12 protein-coding genes are annotated in these 16,421 nt (G+C 65.1%); 7 read left to right on the top strand and 5 right to left on the bottom strand.

Translation table 11 applies throughout. From position 1 onward, the window contains the following. Nucleotides 1-5 precede the first annotated feature (5 nt). The 5 genes from Ga0102493_RS04375 to Ga0102493_RS04355 all read right to left on the bottom strand — a co-directional run bounded on the left by Ga0102493_RS04375 (nucleotide 6) and on the right by Ga0102493_RS04355 (nucleotide 5,923). Entirely contained in the window at nucleotides 6-1,202 is a 1,197-nt protein-coding gene (locus tag Ga0102493_RS04375) for a geranylgeranyl diphosphate reductase (RefSeq protein ID WP_034904395.1), read from the bottom strand. Then, nucleotides 1,199-2,542, bottom strand: a complete 1,344-nt coding sequence (locus Ga0102493_RS04370) for a BCD family MFS transporter (protein ID WP_034904397.1) — start codon at nucleotides 2,540-2,542, stop codon at nucleotides 1,199-1,201. Before Ga0102493_RS04370 ends, Ga0102493_RS04375 begins: the two co-directional genes overlap by 4 nt. Continuing rightward, nucleotides 2,542-3,444 (bottom strand): chlorophyll synthase ChlG, encoded by a 903-nt coding sequence (gene chlG, locus Ga0102493_RS04365; protein ID WP_034904400.1) that lies wholly within the window; start codon nucleotides 3,442-3,444, stop codon nucleotides 2,542-2,544. The genes Ga0102493_RS04370 and chlG overlap by 1 nt, the downstream gene beginning before the upstream one ends. A 130-nt stretch (nucleotides 3,445-3,574) precedes the next feature. Continuing rightward, nucleotides 3,575-4,999: a transcriptional regulator PpsR gene (gene ppsR / locus Ga0102493_RS04360; protein WP_034904402.1), complete on the bottom strand. Its 1,425-nt coding sequence runs from the start codon at nucleotides 4,997-4,999 to the stop codon at nucleotides 3,575-3,577. A 12-nt stretch (nucleotides 5,000-5,011) separates the two neighbouring features. Next, nucleotides 5,012-5,923, bottom strand: a complete 912-nt coding sequence (locus Ga0102493_RS04355) for a cobalamin B12-binding domain-containing protein (RefSeq protein WP_034904404.1) — start codon at nucleotides 5,921-5,923, stop codon at nucleotides 5,012-5,014. A gap of 272 nt (nucleotides 5,924-6,195) precedes the next feature. On the opposite strand from Ga0102493_RS04355, the gene bchF reads away from it, so the two are divergent. From bchF to Ga0102493_RS04320, 7 genes are read left to right on the top strand one after another with little or no spacing between them, the layout of a single operon-like run. Continuing rightward, nucleotides 6,196-6,765 (top strand): 2-vinyl bacteriochlorophyllide hydratase, encoded by a 570-nt coding sequence (gene bchF, locus Ga0102493_RS04350; protein WP_034904406.1) that lies wholly within the window; start codon nucleotides 6,196-6,198, stop codon nucleotides 6,763-6,765. After that, nucleotides 6,762-8,063, top strand: coding sequence for a ferredoxin:protochlorophyllide reductase (ATP-dependent) subunit N (locus Ga0102493_RS04345; protein WP_034904408.1), 1,302 nt, complete (start codon nucleotides 6,762-6,764; stop codon nucleotides 8,061-8,063). The genes bchF and Ga0102493_RS04345 overlap by 4 nt, the downstream gene beginning before the upstream one ends. A gap of 3 nt (nucleotides 8,064-8,066) precedes the next feature. Further along, a complete protein-coding gene (gene bchB, locus Ga0102493_RS04340) occupies nucleotides 8,067-9,653 on the top strand; it encodes a ferredoxin:protochlorophyllide reductase (ATP-dependent) subunit B (protein WP_034904410.1) in 1,587 nt (528 codons plus the stop codon). Nucleotides 9,654-9,693: 40 nt separating this feature from the next. Then, a complete protein-coding gene (locus tag Ga0102493_RS04335) occupies nucleotides 9,694-13,293 on the top strand; it encodes a magnesium chelatase subunit H (RefSeq protein ID WP_051698060.1) in 3,600 nt (1,199 codons plus the stop codon). Nucleotides 13,294-13,315: 22 nt separating this feature from the next. Further along, a complete protein-coding gene (gene bchL / locus Ga0102493_RS04330) occupies nucleotides 13,316-14,212 on the top strand; it encodes a ferredoxin:protochlorophyllide reductase (ATP-dependent) iron-sulfur ATP-binding protein (RefSeq protein WP_034904412.1) in 897 nt (298 codons plus the stop codon). Next, nucleotides 14,212-14,931 (top strand): magnesium protoporphyrin IX methyltransferase, encoded by a 720-nt coding sequence (gene bchM / locus Ga0102493_RS04325; protein ID WP_034904413.1) that lies wholly within the window; start codon nucleotides 14,212-14,214, stop codon nucleotides 14,929-14,931. Before bchL ends, bchM begins: the two co-directional genes overlap by 1 nt. Next, nucleotides 14,928-16,364 (top strand): BCD family MFS transporter, encoded by a 1,437-nt coding sequence (locus Ga0102493_RS04320; protein WP_034904415.1) that lies wholly within the window; start codon nucleotides 14,928-14,930, stop codon nucleotides 16,362-16,364. The genes bchM and Ga0102493_RS04320 overlap by 4 nt, the downstream gene beginning before the upstream one ends. Nucleotides 16,365-16,421 lie beyond the last annotated feature (57 nt).

Genomic DNA, 16,421 nt, shown 5'->3' with positions numbered 1-16,421 from the left:
GGGTTTTAACGTGTTGCCTCCCTCAAGCCCAGCAGATGCGCAGTATCCTTGAGGAAAATCTTTACATGCGCCATCGGCTTCGCCCGCACGAGCTTCTTGTTCATGTAGGCCTGCCAGGTGAGCTGCTGCACGTCCTTGTCGTCACACATCGTCACGAAGCGCTCGCGGCGCTTGTCGCTCGAATACCAGAAATACTGCATCATCCCGAGGACCCAGAAAACCTTACCATGCTCCCGCATGAAGCGGCTGCGCGCTTTCTTCAGGGCCTTGGCCTCGCCGGTCTTGAGGAATTCGGACGCTGCCTCGGCGACCATCCGGCCGCCGGTCATGGCGTAGTAGATCCCCTCGCCAGAAGCGGGTGCCACGACGCCGGCGGCATCGCCCGCGACGATCACGTCGGCCCCATTGTCCCAACGCTTGAGCGGCTTAAGTGGGATCGGCGCGCCTTCGCGGCGGACCGTCTCGCAGCGCGTCAGGCCAAGATCGGCGCGCATGGTCGAAATCGCGCCGCGCAGGCTGAAGCCCTTGTTCGCGCTGCCCACTCCGACACTCGCGGTCTCGCCATGCGGGAATACCCAGGCATAGAAATCGGGCGAGAGCTTACCCTGGTAGAATACATCGCAGCGCGAGTGATCATAGGCGTCCGAATCCTCTTCGGGCGACTTGATGATCTCGTGGTAGGCAAAGACGCACGGGACACGTTCGGCACCCGGCAGGCATTGCTTGGCCACGGCAGAGCGCGCACCGTCCGCGCCGATCACGCAACGCGCGCGGACCCGTTCGATCGGGCCACCGCGCTGGCGGCGGAAAGTGACGATCGGATGCGCTTCATCGTCGCGCTCGACCTTCTCGAATGTGCCTTCGAGCCGTTCCGCACCCGAATAGCGCGCGCGTTCGCGAAGCCATTCGTCGAATTCCTCGCGGTCGACCATGCCGACATAGCCGATTTCGCCGACCGGCATGTCCACGGCCCGGCCCGACGGCGCGATCATCCGGGCCGAGCGCGCGCGGGCGACGAGCAGGCTTTGCGGGACGTCGAAATCCTCCATCAGCCGCGGGGGCACCGCCCCACCGCAGGGCTTGATCCGGCCTCCGCGTTCGAGCAGCAGTACCGAATGCCCGGCAAGGGCAAGGTCGGTCGCGGCAGTTGCGCCGGACGGGCCACCGCCCACGACGACGGCATCGTAGATTTTCTCTCTCATGCGAACACCTCCGAATCGCGCGCGGGTTCCACTCGCGGAGCCGCGCTGGGGCCTGTCGTGCGCAGGGCGAGCCCTGCCGCGATCACGAACAGGATCGCCTCGATGGCAAAAATGAACCGGAAGGCGCTGCCATCATGCGCCATGATCTGCCGGGCAATGTCCACGCCCAGCGCTCCGAGAAGGCCACCGAGCCCAAAGGCGATCGCCTGGCTCGCGCCCCACACGCCCATCCGGACACCCTCGCGGGTGGTCCGGCCGGATCCTGCAAGGCCCATCATCGCGCCGATCGCCGAGACGGCGAAGACGCCGTTCGAAAAGCCGAGCACGAAGACATTGATACCGATCGGCCAGCCCGGGCCGTGCATCGCCGCCGCGCCGAGCGTCGCAAGGGCGAACGCCGAACCGATGCAGCCTGCAACGACCCAGAGCCGCAATTCGCCTGGCAGCCGGCCGGCAAAGGCGCTGCCGCCGATCCCGGCAACGATCATGCCGAGAAGGATGCCACCCTGGTGCTGACCACCGAGCTGGGTCGATTCGCCCGGCTCCATTCCGAAGACGAGACCCGCGAAAGGCTCGAGGATGAGGTCCTGCATGCTGAAGGCGATCATCGAGACGAAGATGAAGATGGTGAAGCGGCGAGCCGCCTGTTCGTTCATGATCTCGCGCAGGGCAGCCATGAAGTCGGGTGCGGGCTCGTCCTTGGCAGTTTCCTCGAACACTTCGTGTCGGCCCTCGAGCCGGAAGGTAGCAAGCGCGGTGATGAGGGTGACGGTGAGCGCGAGCCCGCCGGCTACGATCAGAAGCCGCTGCGGCGAATAAGGCTGGAGCAGCGCGCCCACGCTTATAGCTGATACGACGATACCGGCGACCATCATGATCCAGGTCACCGCCGCCGCTGCAGAACGCCGCGCCGGGGCAACGGCGGAGGCCAGCAGGGCCAGCGCGGAAGTGCCGCTCGCGCCGACGCCCGCGCCGATCAGCGTGTAGGCGATGATCGCGAGGCTGAATCCTATCAAGGGCTCGGAGGTCATCATCAACGTCGCCTGGGTGGCCAGCAGTGAAGCAAGCGCCAGCACCGCCATGCCGCCGAGGATCCACGGCGCGCGCCTCCGCCCCTTATCAGAGCCATGGCCCCACAAAGGCCGCGCAAGCTGCACCGCGTAATGCCAGGCGACTAGCCCTGCGGGAATCGCGGCAGCCAGCGCGTATTCGACCACCATCAGCCGGTTGAGCACGGTCGTCGCCAGCATCACAAGAGCGCCGATCGAAGCCTGGACGAGACCGATCCGGACGATGCCGAACCAGCCAAGGCCACCCTTCGAAACCGCGCCTGGCGACATCAGATATATCCTCCAAGCCCCAGCGCCGCCGCGAGCATCCCGAGAACGTAGAGCGTGACCCCTACCCCGTTGTACCAAGGCGCATATTTGGCCGGATCGCTGACCAGACGTGGCATCGCGAGGAATTGCGCGACGAGCGCTATGCCGACCACGCTCGCCGAGACCGAATAACCCCAGCCCATCAGCAGCGCGACAACGACCACTTGCGCCGCGGCCATAACCGCGCACGCAACGATCGCTGCGCCTTCCACGCCCATGACGACGGGTAGCGACTTGAGGCCGGTCGCGCGGTCGCCTTCGACCGCCTTGAAATCGTTCAATGTCATGATGCCGTGCGCGCCCAGGCTGTAGAGCACGAGCACGACGAGCACCTCGCTCGAAGGCAAAGCGCCCAGCATGACGGTCGCGCCGGTGAACCAGCTCAGCCCCTCATAGGTCAGCCCGACCACCAGCGGCCCTGTCCATCCGCTCGTCTTGAAGCGGAAAGGCGGCATCGAATAACCCCAGGCGAGCGCGAGGCCCACCAGCGCGGCGACGAAGACCAGTTCGCCCAGCGCCAGCGCGACCGCGGCCGAGATCAGCGTGCCGATAAGCGCGATATAGAGACCCCAGCGGCCCGCGATCCTTCCCGAAGGGATGGGCCGGTCGGGTTCGTTGATCGCATCGACGTGGCGGTCGAACCAGTCGTTGACCGCCTGGCTCGTCCCGCAGACCAGCGGCCCTGCCAAGAGCACGCCGCCAGCGACGAACCACCAGCGACCCTCGAGCCCCGCCCCGGAAGAGACGGCGCCGCACATGAAGGCCCACATCGGGGGGAACCACGTGATCGGTTTGAGCAATTGCAGGACGTCGCGCGGCGCGGGAATCGGCGCGTGGCGAGTCGAGGCTACGGTCGTTTCCATGGGCGCAGGCTATGCCTGACAGTCGCAGGCGTCAAATTATTTTGACACTCGAGTTATCGCCGTCGTGGAATAAGCGCATTTCGCCCGACAAATAGTGTCAGGCGCGTCAGTCGGGCTGTGTCAAAAACGCTTACGACTCGGGGTCGCTCGGCAGGTTGCCGAGACCGTAGCGATGCAGTTTGGAATAAAGGCTCTGACGCGACAGGCCGAGAATCTCAGCCGCCGAAGCCCGATTGTCGGACGTGTAGGACAGCGCAGCTTCGATGCAGAGCCGCTCGATGAGGTCGGTACTCTCGCGCACGATATCCTTGAGCGACATGCGCCCGACGAGGTCGGTCAGCTGCTCAACCGAACGCGGCAGGTCCTGCGCCCCAGGCGGCAGATCGCGCAGGCGGCGTCCGATCGGGCGTATCACGAAGCCGTAAAGCGGATTGTCGCCGGAACTGCGCACCGCCGAAAGCTCCACCGGCTCGCCCTCGGTCTCTCCGCTTGCGCGCAGCACCGTTCCGACATTGCGGGCTGCCCCGTGCTGGTCGATCTGGCCTTCGATGAGATCGAGGTCGATCCCGGGGCGTCCGACCCACTCCGACAGATGCCGCCCGCGCAGCTGGTCGAGACTGGCGGCCTGGACCATCTCGACGAAGGCATTGTTTGCGCTCACGACTTCGAGATTGGCATCGGCAACGAGGAAGGCGTCGGGCATCTGGTCGACGAGGTCGAGGACGGGGGAGGCTTCGCCGCCATCCTGTTCGCCTGCGGGAACCAGGCGAACCAGCAGGAACTGGCCGCGATCCTGAGTGAAGCCGGCGACCGAGGCATTCACCTCGCGCCCGTTGCGCGTCAACTTGATCGGGATCGGGCTGACCGAATCGGAAACGAGCGCCGCGCCGACGAGAGTCTGGAGCGTGTCGCGAGCCGACTTGTCGACCATCCCGGGCAGTTTCTTGCCCGGCAGGCTTCCCGCCCGCGCCCCGAGCAGCGTATGCGCTGCCGGATTCGCTTCCCGGATCCGAAGGCTCGAGGCCTCCACGATAAGCACCGCTTCATGCGAGCGCTCGAACAGCATGCGATAGCGCGATTCGAGCTGGCGCATGCGCAGATAGTCGCGCTCGAGCGATTGCTGGACCTGCAGCAATCGCGCCTGCAGCTTTCCCGCCTCGCGCAGATCGCGCCCGAAGGCGATGCGATGTTCGCCCTTGTTGACGCTGAGCACGGCATAGCGGATCGGCAGCTCGCCATCGCGCGAGGGATGGTTGACCTGCCGCCAGTGCTGGACCTCACCGCGCCGGGCGGCGGCCAGCATTTCCATGATCTTGGGGCGGGACTCCTCGGTTACCGTCTCGATCCAATTGGTCCCGACAAACCCTTCGAAAGAGGGGAAATCCTTGGGATCGAAGGCAGCATCGAGGATCGTGCCGGTATCATCGAGAACGAGGGTGACGTCGCCCGCCACCATGGCAAGCTTCATCGCTGCATCGGCATCGAGAGTGTCGAACAGTTCGGCAGCGTGGCCGAAAGGGTTTTTACCCTCGATCGAATGCTTGCGGGTCAGCATGGACAATCAAGCCTAGGAGATCTCTTGCGTGTCGGCGTGCGCCGAATGGACAAGCTTCTCCGCAGTTGCAAGTGCCGCGCGGGCATCGATCCCCGTTCCATCTGCGCCGACCTCGGCGACCATGGCGGGGTTTTCATTGATGACACGCCCGCCGACGAGGACCGCGATCTGCGGATTGGCGGACACGCTGCGCATCGCCTTGATCAGATTGGCGAGCGCCGAACTCGGGCAATCGCGCGCGATCGTGAGGCCGACAAGATCGTAACGCCGGCGCGACAGGCGGTCGAGAAGTTCGCGTCGCTCCGGCTTGACCAGCGCCTCGCTTTCCCAGCCCGCACGGGCGAAGACTTCCTCGATCATCAATGTGCCGAACGAATGCACATCGCCCGGCATCGCCGAAAACAAAGCGACCTTGCGGCCGAGGCCGGGGGTCGGATCGCCCGGAACGCGCATCGCGACTTCGCGCATGACTTCCTGCAGCCGCCACAGACCCATCGTCACGTCGATGAAATCGCATTCGTCGCGGTCCCACATGTCTCCGAGCGTCCGGGCAGAGGGGGCGAGCAGGTCGAGATAAATCGCATCGACACTGACTCCCTTGCCGAGAAAGCGGTCGATCTCCTCGAGCAAAGCATCCGCCTCGAGTTCGAGCGGCAGAATCGCGAAGCGGGCGGCATCGGCAGGTTCGATCTCACGCGGGCGATCTTCGGAAGGCGAGCCTTCGCCGCCGCCCGAATGGGCCATCATGAGGCGCGGGATGATCTCCCCCTCGATGATCGTGTTGATTGCATCCCCGGATCTGGATCCCGCCGCTGCGGCGTCAGATTTTTCCTTGCGCCGATCGCGATACAGAGGGTTGGTGATAACCTTGCGTAAGGCGGCAGAGCTTGCGCCAAAGACGCCGGCGCTTTTCATTTGTGCCATATTCTGACCCTCCCAAACTCCCGACCCGGACCCAAGTGCGGGTCCGACCCCTGCCGGGAACGGCGCGGATCGCGTCGCCGCCGATGCGTGAGGACAACTCTCCCAGACCCCCTGCACCAGCGACTCTGAGGTCTACGCCCTTTTCGGCATTTCCGCAAACAGGCTCTGACAGGACCTGTCCAATGTCAACAGAAATGAACGTCCAATCTTGTTGACACCCCCATTGCAATGCGCATAGTCTCCACACTCGAAAGCAGAGGCTATCACATACGATGACTCGGAAGGATCAACCCTCCCCGGTCGGGCCCGCGGCCCTCGAGCCGCAGGTTAACGAGCACAAGGGGATCAGGCGTGGGCTCTACACTCCAGAAGAGCGCCAGCGCCGGGACGAGTCGGTCTGGACGATTGTCCAGGGCGTGCTCGCCCCGCTGCAGTTCCTCGTCTTCCTCGTGAGTCTCGGCCTCGTCATCCGTACCCTGATGACCGGCGAAGGCGCCTTCGCGGCGGACGTCTCGGTCGTCGTAAAGACGCTGGTGCTCTACACCATCATGGTCACCGGCGCGATTTGGGAGAAGGTCGTGTTCGGCAAATACCTTTTCGCCGACGCCTTCTTCTGGGAAGACGTTTTCTCGATGCTCGTCATCGCCCTGCACACGGCCTATCTCGTGATGCTGCTGGGCGAATACGGAACGCTCGAACAGCGCATGTTCGTCGCCCTTGCCGCTTATGCGACCTATGTCGTGAACGCGGTCCAATTCCTGCTCAAGCTTCGCGCAGCGCGGCTCCAGGCGGAAGCGGAAGACGCTGCCGAGGCGGCTGTCGGAAAGGCGGTGGCGGCATGAGCGATACCACCATCCTTTCAGGCTGCGACTCGGCTCCCGCCTCCGAGAAGGCCTCGGCTCGCCCGATCCTGCGGGAACGCGGCCAGCGCGAGGTATTCTGCGGGCTCACCGGCATCGTCTGGCTGCACCGCAAGATGCAGGACGCCTTCTTCCTCGTGGTCGGATCGCGCACCTGCGCGCACCTGCTGCAATCGGCTGCGGGCGTCATGATCTTCGCAGAGCCGCGCTTCGCCACCGCGATCATGGAGGAGCGCGACCTTGCCGGGATGGTCGATGCGCAGGACGAACTCGACCGGGTCGTCGATCGACTGCTGGCGCGCCGACCCGACATCAGGACTCTGTTCCTCGTCGGGTCCTGCCCGTCCGAGGTCATCAAGCTCGATCTCTCCAAGGCCGCGGAGCGCCTGGGCAAGCAATACATGCCCCGCGTTCGGATCCTCAATTATTCGGGCAGCGGGATCGAGACGACCTTCACCCAGGGCGAGGACGCATGCCTTGCCGCGCTGGTCCCGGAAATGCCCCGTGCGAAGAGCGATGCGGCCAAGCAATTGCTGATCGTCGGCTCGCTTCCCGACATCGTCGAGGACCAGTTCCTGCGCCTGTTCGACCAGATGGGCATCGACAATGTCCGCGTGCTGCCGCCGCGCGACTCGCGCGATCTGCCTGCGGTCGGCCCGAACACGCGCTATTTGCTCGCCCAGCCATTCCTGTCGGACACGGCCATGGCCCTGGAAGATCGCGGCGCGGTGCGACTTGACGCGATGTTCCCCTTCGGCGCCGAAGGCACGACCGACTGGCTCGCTGCCGCCGCGCGCGAATTCCTTGTGGATGACGCGCTGTTCGAAAAGGTCACGGCGCCGGGCCGCGAACGGGCGCGCAAGGCGATGTCGCATCTGCGCGGTCAACTCGAGGGCAAGCGGATCAGCTTCCTGCCCGATTCGCAGCTTGAGGTCCCGCTCGCCCGGTTCCTGACGACCGAACTCGGGATGATCCCGGTCGAAGTCGGCACGCCCTATCTTCACCGCGCGCATTGCGCCCGCGATCTCGCCCGTATTCCGCAAAGCGCACGGATCAGCGAAGGTCAGCACGTCGACCGCCAGCTTGACCGCGTGCGCGAGGACCGGCCCGATCTTACGGTCTGCGGCCTCGGCCTTGCCAATCCGCTCGAGGCTGAGGGCCTGTCGACCAAGTGGGCGATCGAACTCGTCTTCTCGCCGATCCACGGCTTCGACCAGGCGGGCGACCTCGCCGAACTCTTCGCCCGGCCGCTGCGCCGCCGCGACAGGCTGGAGGTGTAGGCGATGCAGCTTTCGGTCTGGACATATGAAGGCCCGCCCCATGTCGGCGCGATGCGGATCGCGACCGCGATGAAGGGGCTGCATTACGTCCTGCACGCGCCGCAGGGCGACACCTATGCCGACCTGCTCTTCACCATGATCGAGCGGCGCAATCATCGTCCGCCGGTGACCTACACCACGTTCGAGGCGCGCGATCTGGGCAAGGATACGGCCGAACTGTTCCAGCAGGCCGCGCGCGAAGCGGCCGAGCGGTTCAAGCCGCAGGCGATGATCGTCGGCGCGTCCTGCACGGCCGAGCTGATCCAGGACGATCCGGCCGGCCTCGCCGAAGCGATGGACCTGCCCTGCCCCGCGATCGCGCTCGAATTGCCGAGCTACCAGCGCAAGGAAAATTGGGGCGCGGCCGAAACCTTCTACCAGGTCGTGCGCGGCCTCGCCCGGCGCGATGTAGAACGCGCGCCCCGTGAAGGCCGGGCGGCTCGGGCCAATATCCTCGGCCCCTGCGCGCTTGGCTTCCGCCACCGCGACGACCTCGTCGAGGTCAGGAAAATGCTCGCCCAGCTGGGCGTCGAGGTGAACCTCGTCGCGCCGCTGGACGCGTCCCCCGCCGACATTACCCGGATCGGCGAGGCGGATTTCAACATCGTCCTCTATCCCGAGATCGCTGACGAAGCGGCCCGCTGGCTCGAACGCACGTTCGACCAGCCCGCTGTTCGCAGCGTCCCTATCGGCGTAGGCGCCACACGCGCCTTCATCGCCGAAGTCGCCGAGTTGGCAGGTGCAGATCCCACGCCTGCCCTCGGCGACACCCGATCCCGCATGCCGTGGTGGAGCCGCTCGGTCGATTCGACCTACCTGACCGGAAAGCGTGTCTTCATCTTCGGCGATGCTACCCATGCCGTCGCCGCCGCGCGCATCGCCCGCGATGAACTCGGCTTCGAGGTCTGCGGCCTTGGCTGCTACAACCGCGAATTCGCCCGCGACATCCGCGCCGCCGCGCGCGAACACGGGCTTGAGCCGCTCATCACCGACGACCACCTCGAGGTCGAGGACGCGATCGCCGAGGCGGCCCCCGAACTGGTGCTCGGCACGCAGATGGAGCGGCATATCGCGAAGCGCCTGGGCATGCCCTGCGCGGTGATTTCGGCGCCAGTCCATGTCCAGGACTTCCCCGCCCGCCACAGCCCGCAAATGGGCTTCGAAGGCGCGAACGTGATCTTCGACACTTGGGTCCATCCGCTCGTCATGGGGCTGGAGGAGCATCTGCTCACCATGTTCCGCGAGGATTTCGAATTTTCGGACGATGCCGGACCCAGCCACCATGCAGCTCACAGCCCGGCGGCCGCCCGCATCCCTGTTCATGACGAACTGGCGTCGCTCGAAGAAGCCGAAGCCGCACCGTCAGCGCTCGATGCGGACGGGGACGACAGCCACCGCTGGACCGACGAGGCCGAACGCGAACTCAAGAAAATCCCGTTCTTCGTGCGCGGCAAGGCCCGCCGCAATACCGAGGCATTCGCACAGGATCACGATCGCTGGCCGATCGACGTCGAAACTCTTTACGAGGCGAAGGCGCATTATGCACGGTAAGGCACCCACCCCCCTGGCTAAGGCCCCTACCAAACTGCGGATGAATTCCCCGGTGCGCGTCACCATCGTGACGCTCGACAATCATCTAAAGGGCGCAGTGGACCGGGCCGGCCAGACTTTGTGCAAGGACAACATTCACCTCTCGCTCCACGCCGCAGCCGATTGGGAACGCGACGGTGAACATCTCGCGCGCTGCAAGCAGGCGATCGTGGAAGCCGACATCGTCATCGTGACGATGCTCTTCATTGACGATCAGGTCCGCGCGATCCTCCCCGATCTCGAAGCGCGGCGCGAGAGCTGCGATGCGATGGTCTGCCTCATGTCGGCGGGTGAGATCGTGCGGCTGACCCGCATGGGCGCCTACCGCATGGATGCGCCCGCGAAAGGCCCTATGGCGCTGCTCAAGAAGCTGCGCGGCTCGGGCAAGAAGGGTGGCAGTTCGGGCGAAGGGCAGATGAAGGTGCTGCGCCGCCTGCCCAAGATCCTCAAGTTCATTCCCGGCACCGCGCAGGACGTGCGCGCCTATTTCCTGACCCTGCAATACTGGCTCTCGGGCTCGGACGAAAACGTCGTGGCCATGGTCCGCGCGCTGATCGACCGCTATGCCGCGGGCGACCGCATGGCGCGGCGCGGCAAGACCAAGGCCGAAGCTCCGCTCGAATATCCCGAAATCGGGGTCTATCACCCGCGCACGAAACAGCGCATTTCCGAAAGCCTTCGCCTGCTGCCGCCCGGCGGCGGCGAGAACGGCACGGTCGGGCTCATCCTGCTGCGTTCCTACCTGCTGGGACGCGACAGCCACCATTACGACGGCGCGATCAAGGCATTCGAGGATGCCGGTCTCAAGGTAATCCCGGTCTTCGCCAGCGGCCTCGACGCGCGGCCTGCGATCGAGAAGTTCTTCATGGATCGCGATGGCAAGCCGGCAGTCGATGCGATCGTCAACCTGACCGGGTTCTCGCTGGTCGGCGGCCCGGCCTATGCCGATGCCGATGCGGCGCGCAAGGTTCTGGGCAATCTCGACATGCCCTATCTTGCCGCGCACGCGATCGAATTCCAGTCGATCGAGGAATGGCGCAAGGGCGAACAGGGCCTGATGCCGCTCGAAGCGACGTTGATGGTGGCGCTGCCCGAACTCGACGGCGCCATCGTGCCGAGCGTCTTCGGCGGCCGCGCGGGCGAAGGCGGCGATTGCTGCATGGGCTGCGAACGGCAATGTCCGCGCCCGGCTTCCGAGAAGCTGCGCCCGATGCAGGGCTGCCCCGAACGCGCCGAAGCGCTGGCCGAGCGCACCGTCAAGCTGATCCGCAACCGCCGCTCGCAGCGCGCAGAGCGCAAGGTCGCGGTGGTGCTGTTCAACTTCCCTCCCAATGCCGGGGCAACCGGCACGGCGGCGTTCCTGTCGGTTTACGAATCGCTCCATGCAACCCTCACCCGGATGAAGGCCGAGGGTTATTCGGTCGAGGTCCCGCAGACCGTCGATGACCTTCGGACTGCAATCCTCGAGGGCAATGCCGATCTCTACGGCGCCGATGCCAACCTCGCCGCGCGCATCCCGGCGGACGACCATGTCCGGCGCGAGAAATACCTCGCCGAAATCGAAGCCGCCTGGGGCCCAGCTCCCGGCAAGCAGCAGAGCGACGGCAGCCACATCCAGGTGCTAGGTGCCATGTTCGGCAACGTCTTCGTCGGCATCCAGCCCGCCTTCGGTTACGAAGGCGACCCGATGCGCTTGCTGTTCGAAGGCGGCTTTGCCCCGACTCATGCCTTCAGCGCCTTCTACCGTTGGATCCGCGAGGATTTCCGAGCCCATTCGGTGCTGCATTTCGGGACCCATGGCGCGCTTGAATTCATGCCCGGCAAGCAGACCGGCATGTCGAGTTCGTGCTGGCCGGAACGCCTGATCGGCGACCTGCCCAATTTCTACCTCTACGCCGCCAACAATCCGTCGGAGGGGATGCTGGCAAAGCGCCGCTCCGCCGCGACCCTGGTGAGCTACATGACACCGCCGCTCGCGCAGGCCGGGCTTTACAAGGGTCTCGCTGAACTGAAGGCGAGCGTGGATCGCTGGCGCGCGACAGGCAGCAGCGCCGAAGATGCGCAGGAGCGCCAGGAGCTTGCCGCGATCATCGCCGAACAATGCGACGCTCTCGACATCGAATGCGGTGAGATCGGGACACTTACCGAACGGCTCTACGAGCTCGAAGAAGCGCTTATTCCTCATGGCCTTCACGTCTTCGGGCAGAACCCGCAAGGATCCGAGCGCGAGGAAATGCTCGATGCCATGGTCGAAGCCGCGCTCATGGCTGAGGCGGGAATCGATCGCGGCGAGCTTGGCAAGCAGCTCGATTCTTCGGACGAACTGGGCGCGCTGATCCACGCGCTCGACGGCGGCTATGTCCCGCCCGCGCCCGGCGGCGATATCGTCGCCAATCCCGAAGTCCTGCCGACGGGCCGCAACATCCACGGCTTCGATCCCTTCCTCATGCCGACCCGCTACGCCTGCATGCAGGGCGCCGAGCAGGCCGAGCGGCTGATCGCGCGCCATGTCGAAAGTGGCCAGCCCTTCCCCGAAAGCATCGCGATGGTGCTGTGGGGAACCGACAACCTCAAGAGCGAGGGCACCCAGATCGCGCAGGCACTGACCCTGATGGGCGCGCGGCCGCGGCGCGACAGCTATGGCCGCCTTGCAGGCGCCGAACTGATCCCGATCGAGGAACTCGGCCGTCCGCGGATCGACGTCGTGGCGACGCTTTCGGGCATCTTCCGCGACCTCCTGCCGATGCAGACCCGCATGCTCGCCGAAGCCGCGCTGCTGGCGAGCCAGGCGGACGAGCCGCTCGAGCAGAACTTCGTGCGCAAGCACACGCTCGCCCAGATGGAAAAGCTCGGCTGCGATCTCGAGACCGCGGCGCTTCGCGTCTTTTCGAATGCCGAGGGCGCCTATGGCGCGAACGTCAACCAGATGATCGACGGCGGGGCGTGGACCGATCCGGACGAACTCGCCAACGCCTTCGAGGTGAACAAGGGCTTCGCCTATGGCGTGAAGGGCTCGCCCGTCCAGCGCCGCGAACTGCTTCAGAGCGTTCTGGCCGATGTCGATTTCACCTACCAGAACCTCGAAAGCGTCGAGGTCGGGATCAACGATGTCGACCAGTATGTCGATGGCCTGGGCGGGGTCACCCGCTCGGTCGCCAAGGCCAAGGGCGCCGAGGCACCGGTCTACATCCTCGATGCGACGCGCGGGAACACCAAGGTCAGGACGCTCGCCGAGCAGATCGATTTCGAGGCCCGCACCCGCACCTTGAACCCCAAATGGTTCGAAGGCCTGCTCGATCATGGATACGAAGGCGTGCGCGCGATCGAGGGCCATGTGAACGCGACTTTCGGCTGGTCTGCCACGACCGGCCAGGTCGCGCCCTGGGTCTACCAGAAGATCAGTGAAACCTTCGTCCTCGACGAGGACATGCGCCGGCGGTTGTCGGAACTCAATCCGAAAAGCTCCGCCCGGGTCGCGGGACGCCTGCTTGAAGCATGCGACCGCAACCTGTGGGAGCCGGATGAAGAAACGCTCGCCGCCCTGCGTGAGGCGAGTGACGAGCTGGAAGACCGCCTCGAAGGCGTCTTCGTGGCCGAATGAGAGACATAGGGATATTGTCGATATGAACCTTCACAACCCCAAATCCAGCTTCACCCCGCCCGACGGGGAAGGCTCGGTCCAGGTCCAGATGGACCCGCGCGACGAAATCAAGGGCGCGAAGGTCTTCGCCGTCTATGGCAAGGGCGGGATCGGCAAGTCGACGACCTCGTCGAACCTGTCGGCGGCGTTTTCCAAGCTCGGCCACCGCGTGCTGCAGATCGGTTGCGATCCGAAGCATGACAGCACCTTCACGCTGACCAAGAAACTGATGCCGACGGTCATCGACGTACTCGAGACGGTCGAGTTCCATTCCGAGGAACTCAGGCCCGAAGACTACATGTTCGAAGGCTATAACGGCGTCATGTGCGTCGAGGCGGGCGGCCCGCCTGCAGGCACGGGCTGCGGCGGCTATGTCGTCGGCCAGACGGTCAAGCTGCTGAAACAGCACCACCTGCTCGAGGACACCGATGTCGTCATCTTCGACGTTCTGGGCGACGTCGTTTGCGGCGGCTTTGCCGCCCCGCTCCAGCATGCCGAGCGCGCGCTGGTCGTCGCCGCGAACGATTTCGACAGCATCTTCGCGATGAACCGGATCGTTGCCGCGATCGGCGCCAAGTCCAAGAACTACGAAGTCCGACTTGCTGGCGTCGTCGCCAATCGCAGCCGCGAAACCGACGAGATCGATCGCTTCTGTGACAAGATCGGGATGGAGCGCCTTGCCCATTTCCGCGATGTCGATGCGATCCGCCGCTCGCGCCTCAAGAAATGCACGCTTTTCGAGATGGGCGACGATCCCGAGGTGATCGAGGCCCAGAACGAATATCTCAGGCTCGCCCAGCAGTTGTGGGACGGTGTCGAACCGCAGCTGGCGAACCCGATGAAGGACCGTGAAATCTTCGACTTCCTGGGATTTGAATGATGGCTACACGCTCCCCCCTTCCCTTCGAGGCAAGCCCCTATGCAGAGCGACGTGAGGCGCTTGCGAACTATTTCGACAGCACCGCGCGGCAGGCGTGGATCGATCTCACTTCCGATGTGAAGGTGAGCGGTATCCGCGCGACCGTGCGCGCGGGCCGCGACGAGATGCGCAACACCCTGCTGTCCTGGCTGCCCGACGATCTCAGGCGTACACGCGTTCTCGATGCGGGCTGCGGGACCGGAGCGCTATCGATCGAGGCGGCCTGCCGCGGTGCGGAAGTGACCGGCATCGATGTCGCAGCCGGCCTCGTCGAAGTCGCACGTGAGCGCACGCCTTCCTTCATCGGCCATGGCCGGATCCGTTGGATGGCGGGCGATATGCTCGATCCCGGTCTCGGCACCTTCGCGCATGTCGTCGCGATGGATTCGCTGATCCACTATTCGCCCGAGGACCTCGTCGATGCACTCGCGCAGCTGGCTGAGCGTTGCACGGGATCGATCCTGTTCACTTTCGCCCCGCGCACCAAGCTGCTCGGCGCGATGCACGAAATCGGCAAGGTCTTTCCCAAGAGCGATCGCTCGCCGGCGATCGTGCCGGTCCGGGAAACCGAAGTGCGCGCCCGGCTCGAACGGCTTTCGGGCTGGTCGATCGGTCGCACAAAGCGCGTGCAGAGCGGGTTCTACACCTCGCAGGCGCTCGAACTGATGAGGCACGGATGAGTCAGCGTCCTCGCCTTGCCGACACCTGGACGCAGGTCGCGGTCCGTTATCTGCCTTTCGCGGATGCGGCGAGCGAGGACCTGCCGCTCGGCCGCCTGCTGAGGCTGTCGCTGTTCCAGGTGAGCGTGGGCATGGCGATGGTGCTGCTGAACGGCACGCTCAACCGGGTGATGATCGTCGAGATCGGCACGCCGACCTGGCTGGTCGCGCTGCTGATCGCGGTGCCGCTGCTGGTCGCGCCGTTTCGCGCTCTGATCGGGCACAAGTCGGACACGCACCGCTCCTTCCTGGGCTGGCGGCGCGTGCCCTATATCTGGGCGGGGACGCTGGCACAGTTCGGCGGCCTTGCCATCATGCCCTTCGCGTTGCTGCTGCTGGGCAAGCCCGAGGCGTTCAATCTCGGCATGGTCGCAGCTGCAATAGCCTTCCTGATGACGGGCGCGGGCTTCCACATCACGCAGACGGCCGGCCTCGCGCTGGCGACCGATCTCGCGCCCGAGGACAAGCGGCCGCGCGCGGTCGCGCTGCTCTATGTCATGCTGCTCGTCGGGATGATGTTCGCCGCTTTCGTGATCGGCGGCGTGCTGATGGATTTCAGCGCAACCAAGCTCGTCCAGGTGATCCAGGGCTGCGCGGTGCTGACGATCATCCTTAATCTCGTCGCGCTGTGGAAACAGGAAGCGCGCAATCCGAAGGCGACCGCGCATGACCGCGAGACCCCGGATTTCCGTGAGCTTTGGAATTCCTTCGTACGCGATGGACGCAATGCCCGGCTGCTGACCGCGATCGGCATCGGCGCGGCGGGCTTTGCCATGCAGGACGCCCTGCTTGAACCTTATGGCGGCGAGATACTCGGCCTCTCGGTCGGCTCGACCACCTCCCTCACCGGCGCGTGGGCGTTCGGCAGTCTTATCGGCTTCATGCTGTCGGGCCGCTCGCTCGCGCTCGGCACCGATCCGCTGCGGCTGGCAGGGGTCGGCCTCGTGACCGGGGTGATCGCTTTCCTTTTCGTGGTCTTCGCCGCGCCCTTCGGATCTCCGATGATGCTCTTCCTCGGCGCTTTCGCGATCGGCGTCGGGCTTGGCCTGTTTTCGGTCGGCACGCTGATGGAGGCGATGAACCTCGCCGAGAGCGCGACCGCAGGCCTCGCTCTCGGCGCGTGGGGCGCGGTTCAGGCAACTGCCGCAGGCGCGGGTATCGCGGTTGGCGGCGCACTTCGCGACGGCGTTTCGGCGCTCGTCATGACCGGCGATGCAGGAGAGGCCATCGCCACGAGGGCGACCGGGTACACATCGGTCTACCTCCTCGAAATCCTGCTGCTTCTGGCAGGCCTCGCCGCGATCGGGCCGCTTGTCGGCCGGGGTCGCACAAACACCCTCGATTCTAGGGAGCGCGCGGGCCAGCCGTTCGGCCTGCGCGAATTCCCGACATGACCGGAAAGGAATCCGAGGGACCCCATCTCGGTCGCACTCTGCTTGAGAGGAATGTGA

The sequence above is a fragment of the Erythrobacter litoralis genome, assembly GCF_001719165.1.
GTDB classification, from domain to species: Bacteria; Pseudomonadota; Alphaproteobacteria; order Sphingomonadales; family Sphingomonadaceae; genus Erythrobacter; species Erythrobacter litoralis.
Note: the sequence above shows the minus strand (reverse complement) of the source record. Positions and strands in the feature narration are given on the sequence as shown.

Coding starts and splice junctions, on each gene's coding strand:
- Ga0102493_RS04375 (WP_034904395.1), bottom strand. CDS start 1,202: ATGAGAGAGAAAATCTACGATGCCGTCGTCGTGGGCGGTGGCCCGTCC.
- Ga0102493_RS04370 (WP_034904397.1), bottom strand. CDS start 2,542: ATGTCGCCAGGCGCGGTTTCGAAGGGTGGCCTTGGCTGGTTCGGCATC.
- chlG (WP_034904400.1), bottom strand. CDS start 3,444: ATGGAAACGACCGTAGCCTCGACTCGCCACGCGCCGATTCCCGCGCCG.
- ppsR (WP_034904402.1), bottom strand. CDS start 4,999: ATGCTGACCCGCAAGCATTCGATCGAGGGTAAAAACCCTTTCGGCCAC.
- Ga0102493_RS04355 (WP_034904404.1), bottom strand. CDS start 5,923: ATGGCACAAATGAAAAGCGCCGGCGTCTTTGGCGCAAGCTCTGCCGCC.
- bchF (WP_034904406.1), top strand. CDS start 6,196: ATGACTCGGAAGGATCAACCCTCCCCGGTCGGGCCCGCGGCCCTCGAG.
- Ga0102493_RS04345 (WP_034904408.1), top strand. CDS start 6,762: ATGAGCGATACCACCATCCTTTCAGGCTGCGACTCGGCTCCCGCCTCC.
- bchB (WP_034904410.1), top strand. CDS start 8,067: ATGCAGCTTTCGGTCTGGACATATGAAGGCCCGCCCCATGTCGGCGCG.
- Ga0102493_RS04335 (WP_051698060.1), top strand. CDS start 9,694: ATGAATTCCCCGGTGCGCGTCACCATCGTGACGCTCGACAATCATCTA.
- bchL (WP_034904412.1), top strand. CDS start 13,316: ATGAACCTTCACAACCCCAAATCCAGCTTCACCCCGCCCGACGGGGAA.
- bchM (WP_034904413.1), top strand. CDS start 14,212: ATGGCTACACGCTCCCCCCTTCCCTTCGAGGCAAGCCCCTATGCAGAG.
- Ga0102493_RS04320 (WP_034904415.1), top strand. CDS start 14,928: ATGAGTCAGCGTCCTCGCCTTGCCGACACCTGGACGCAGGTCGCGGTC.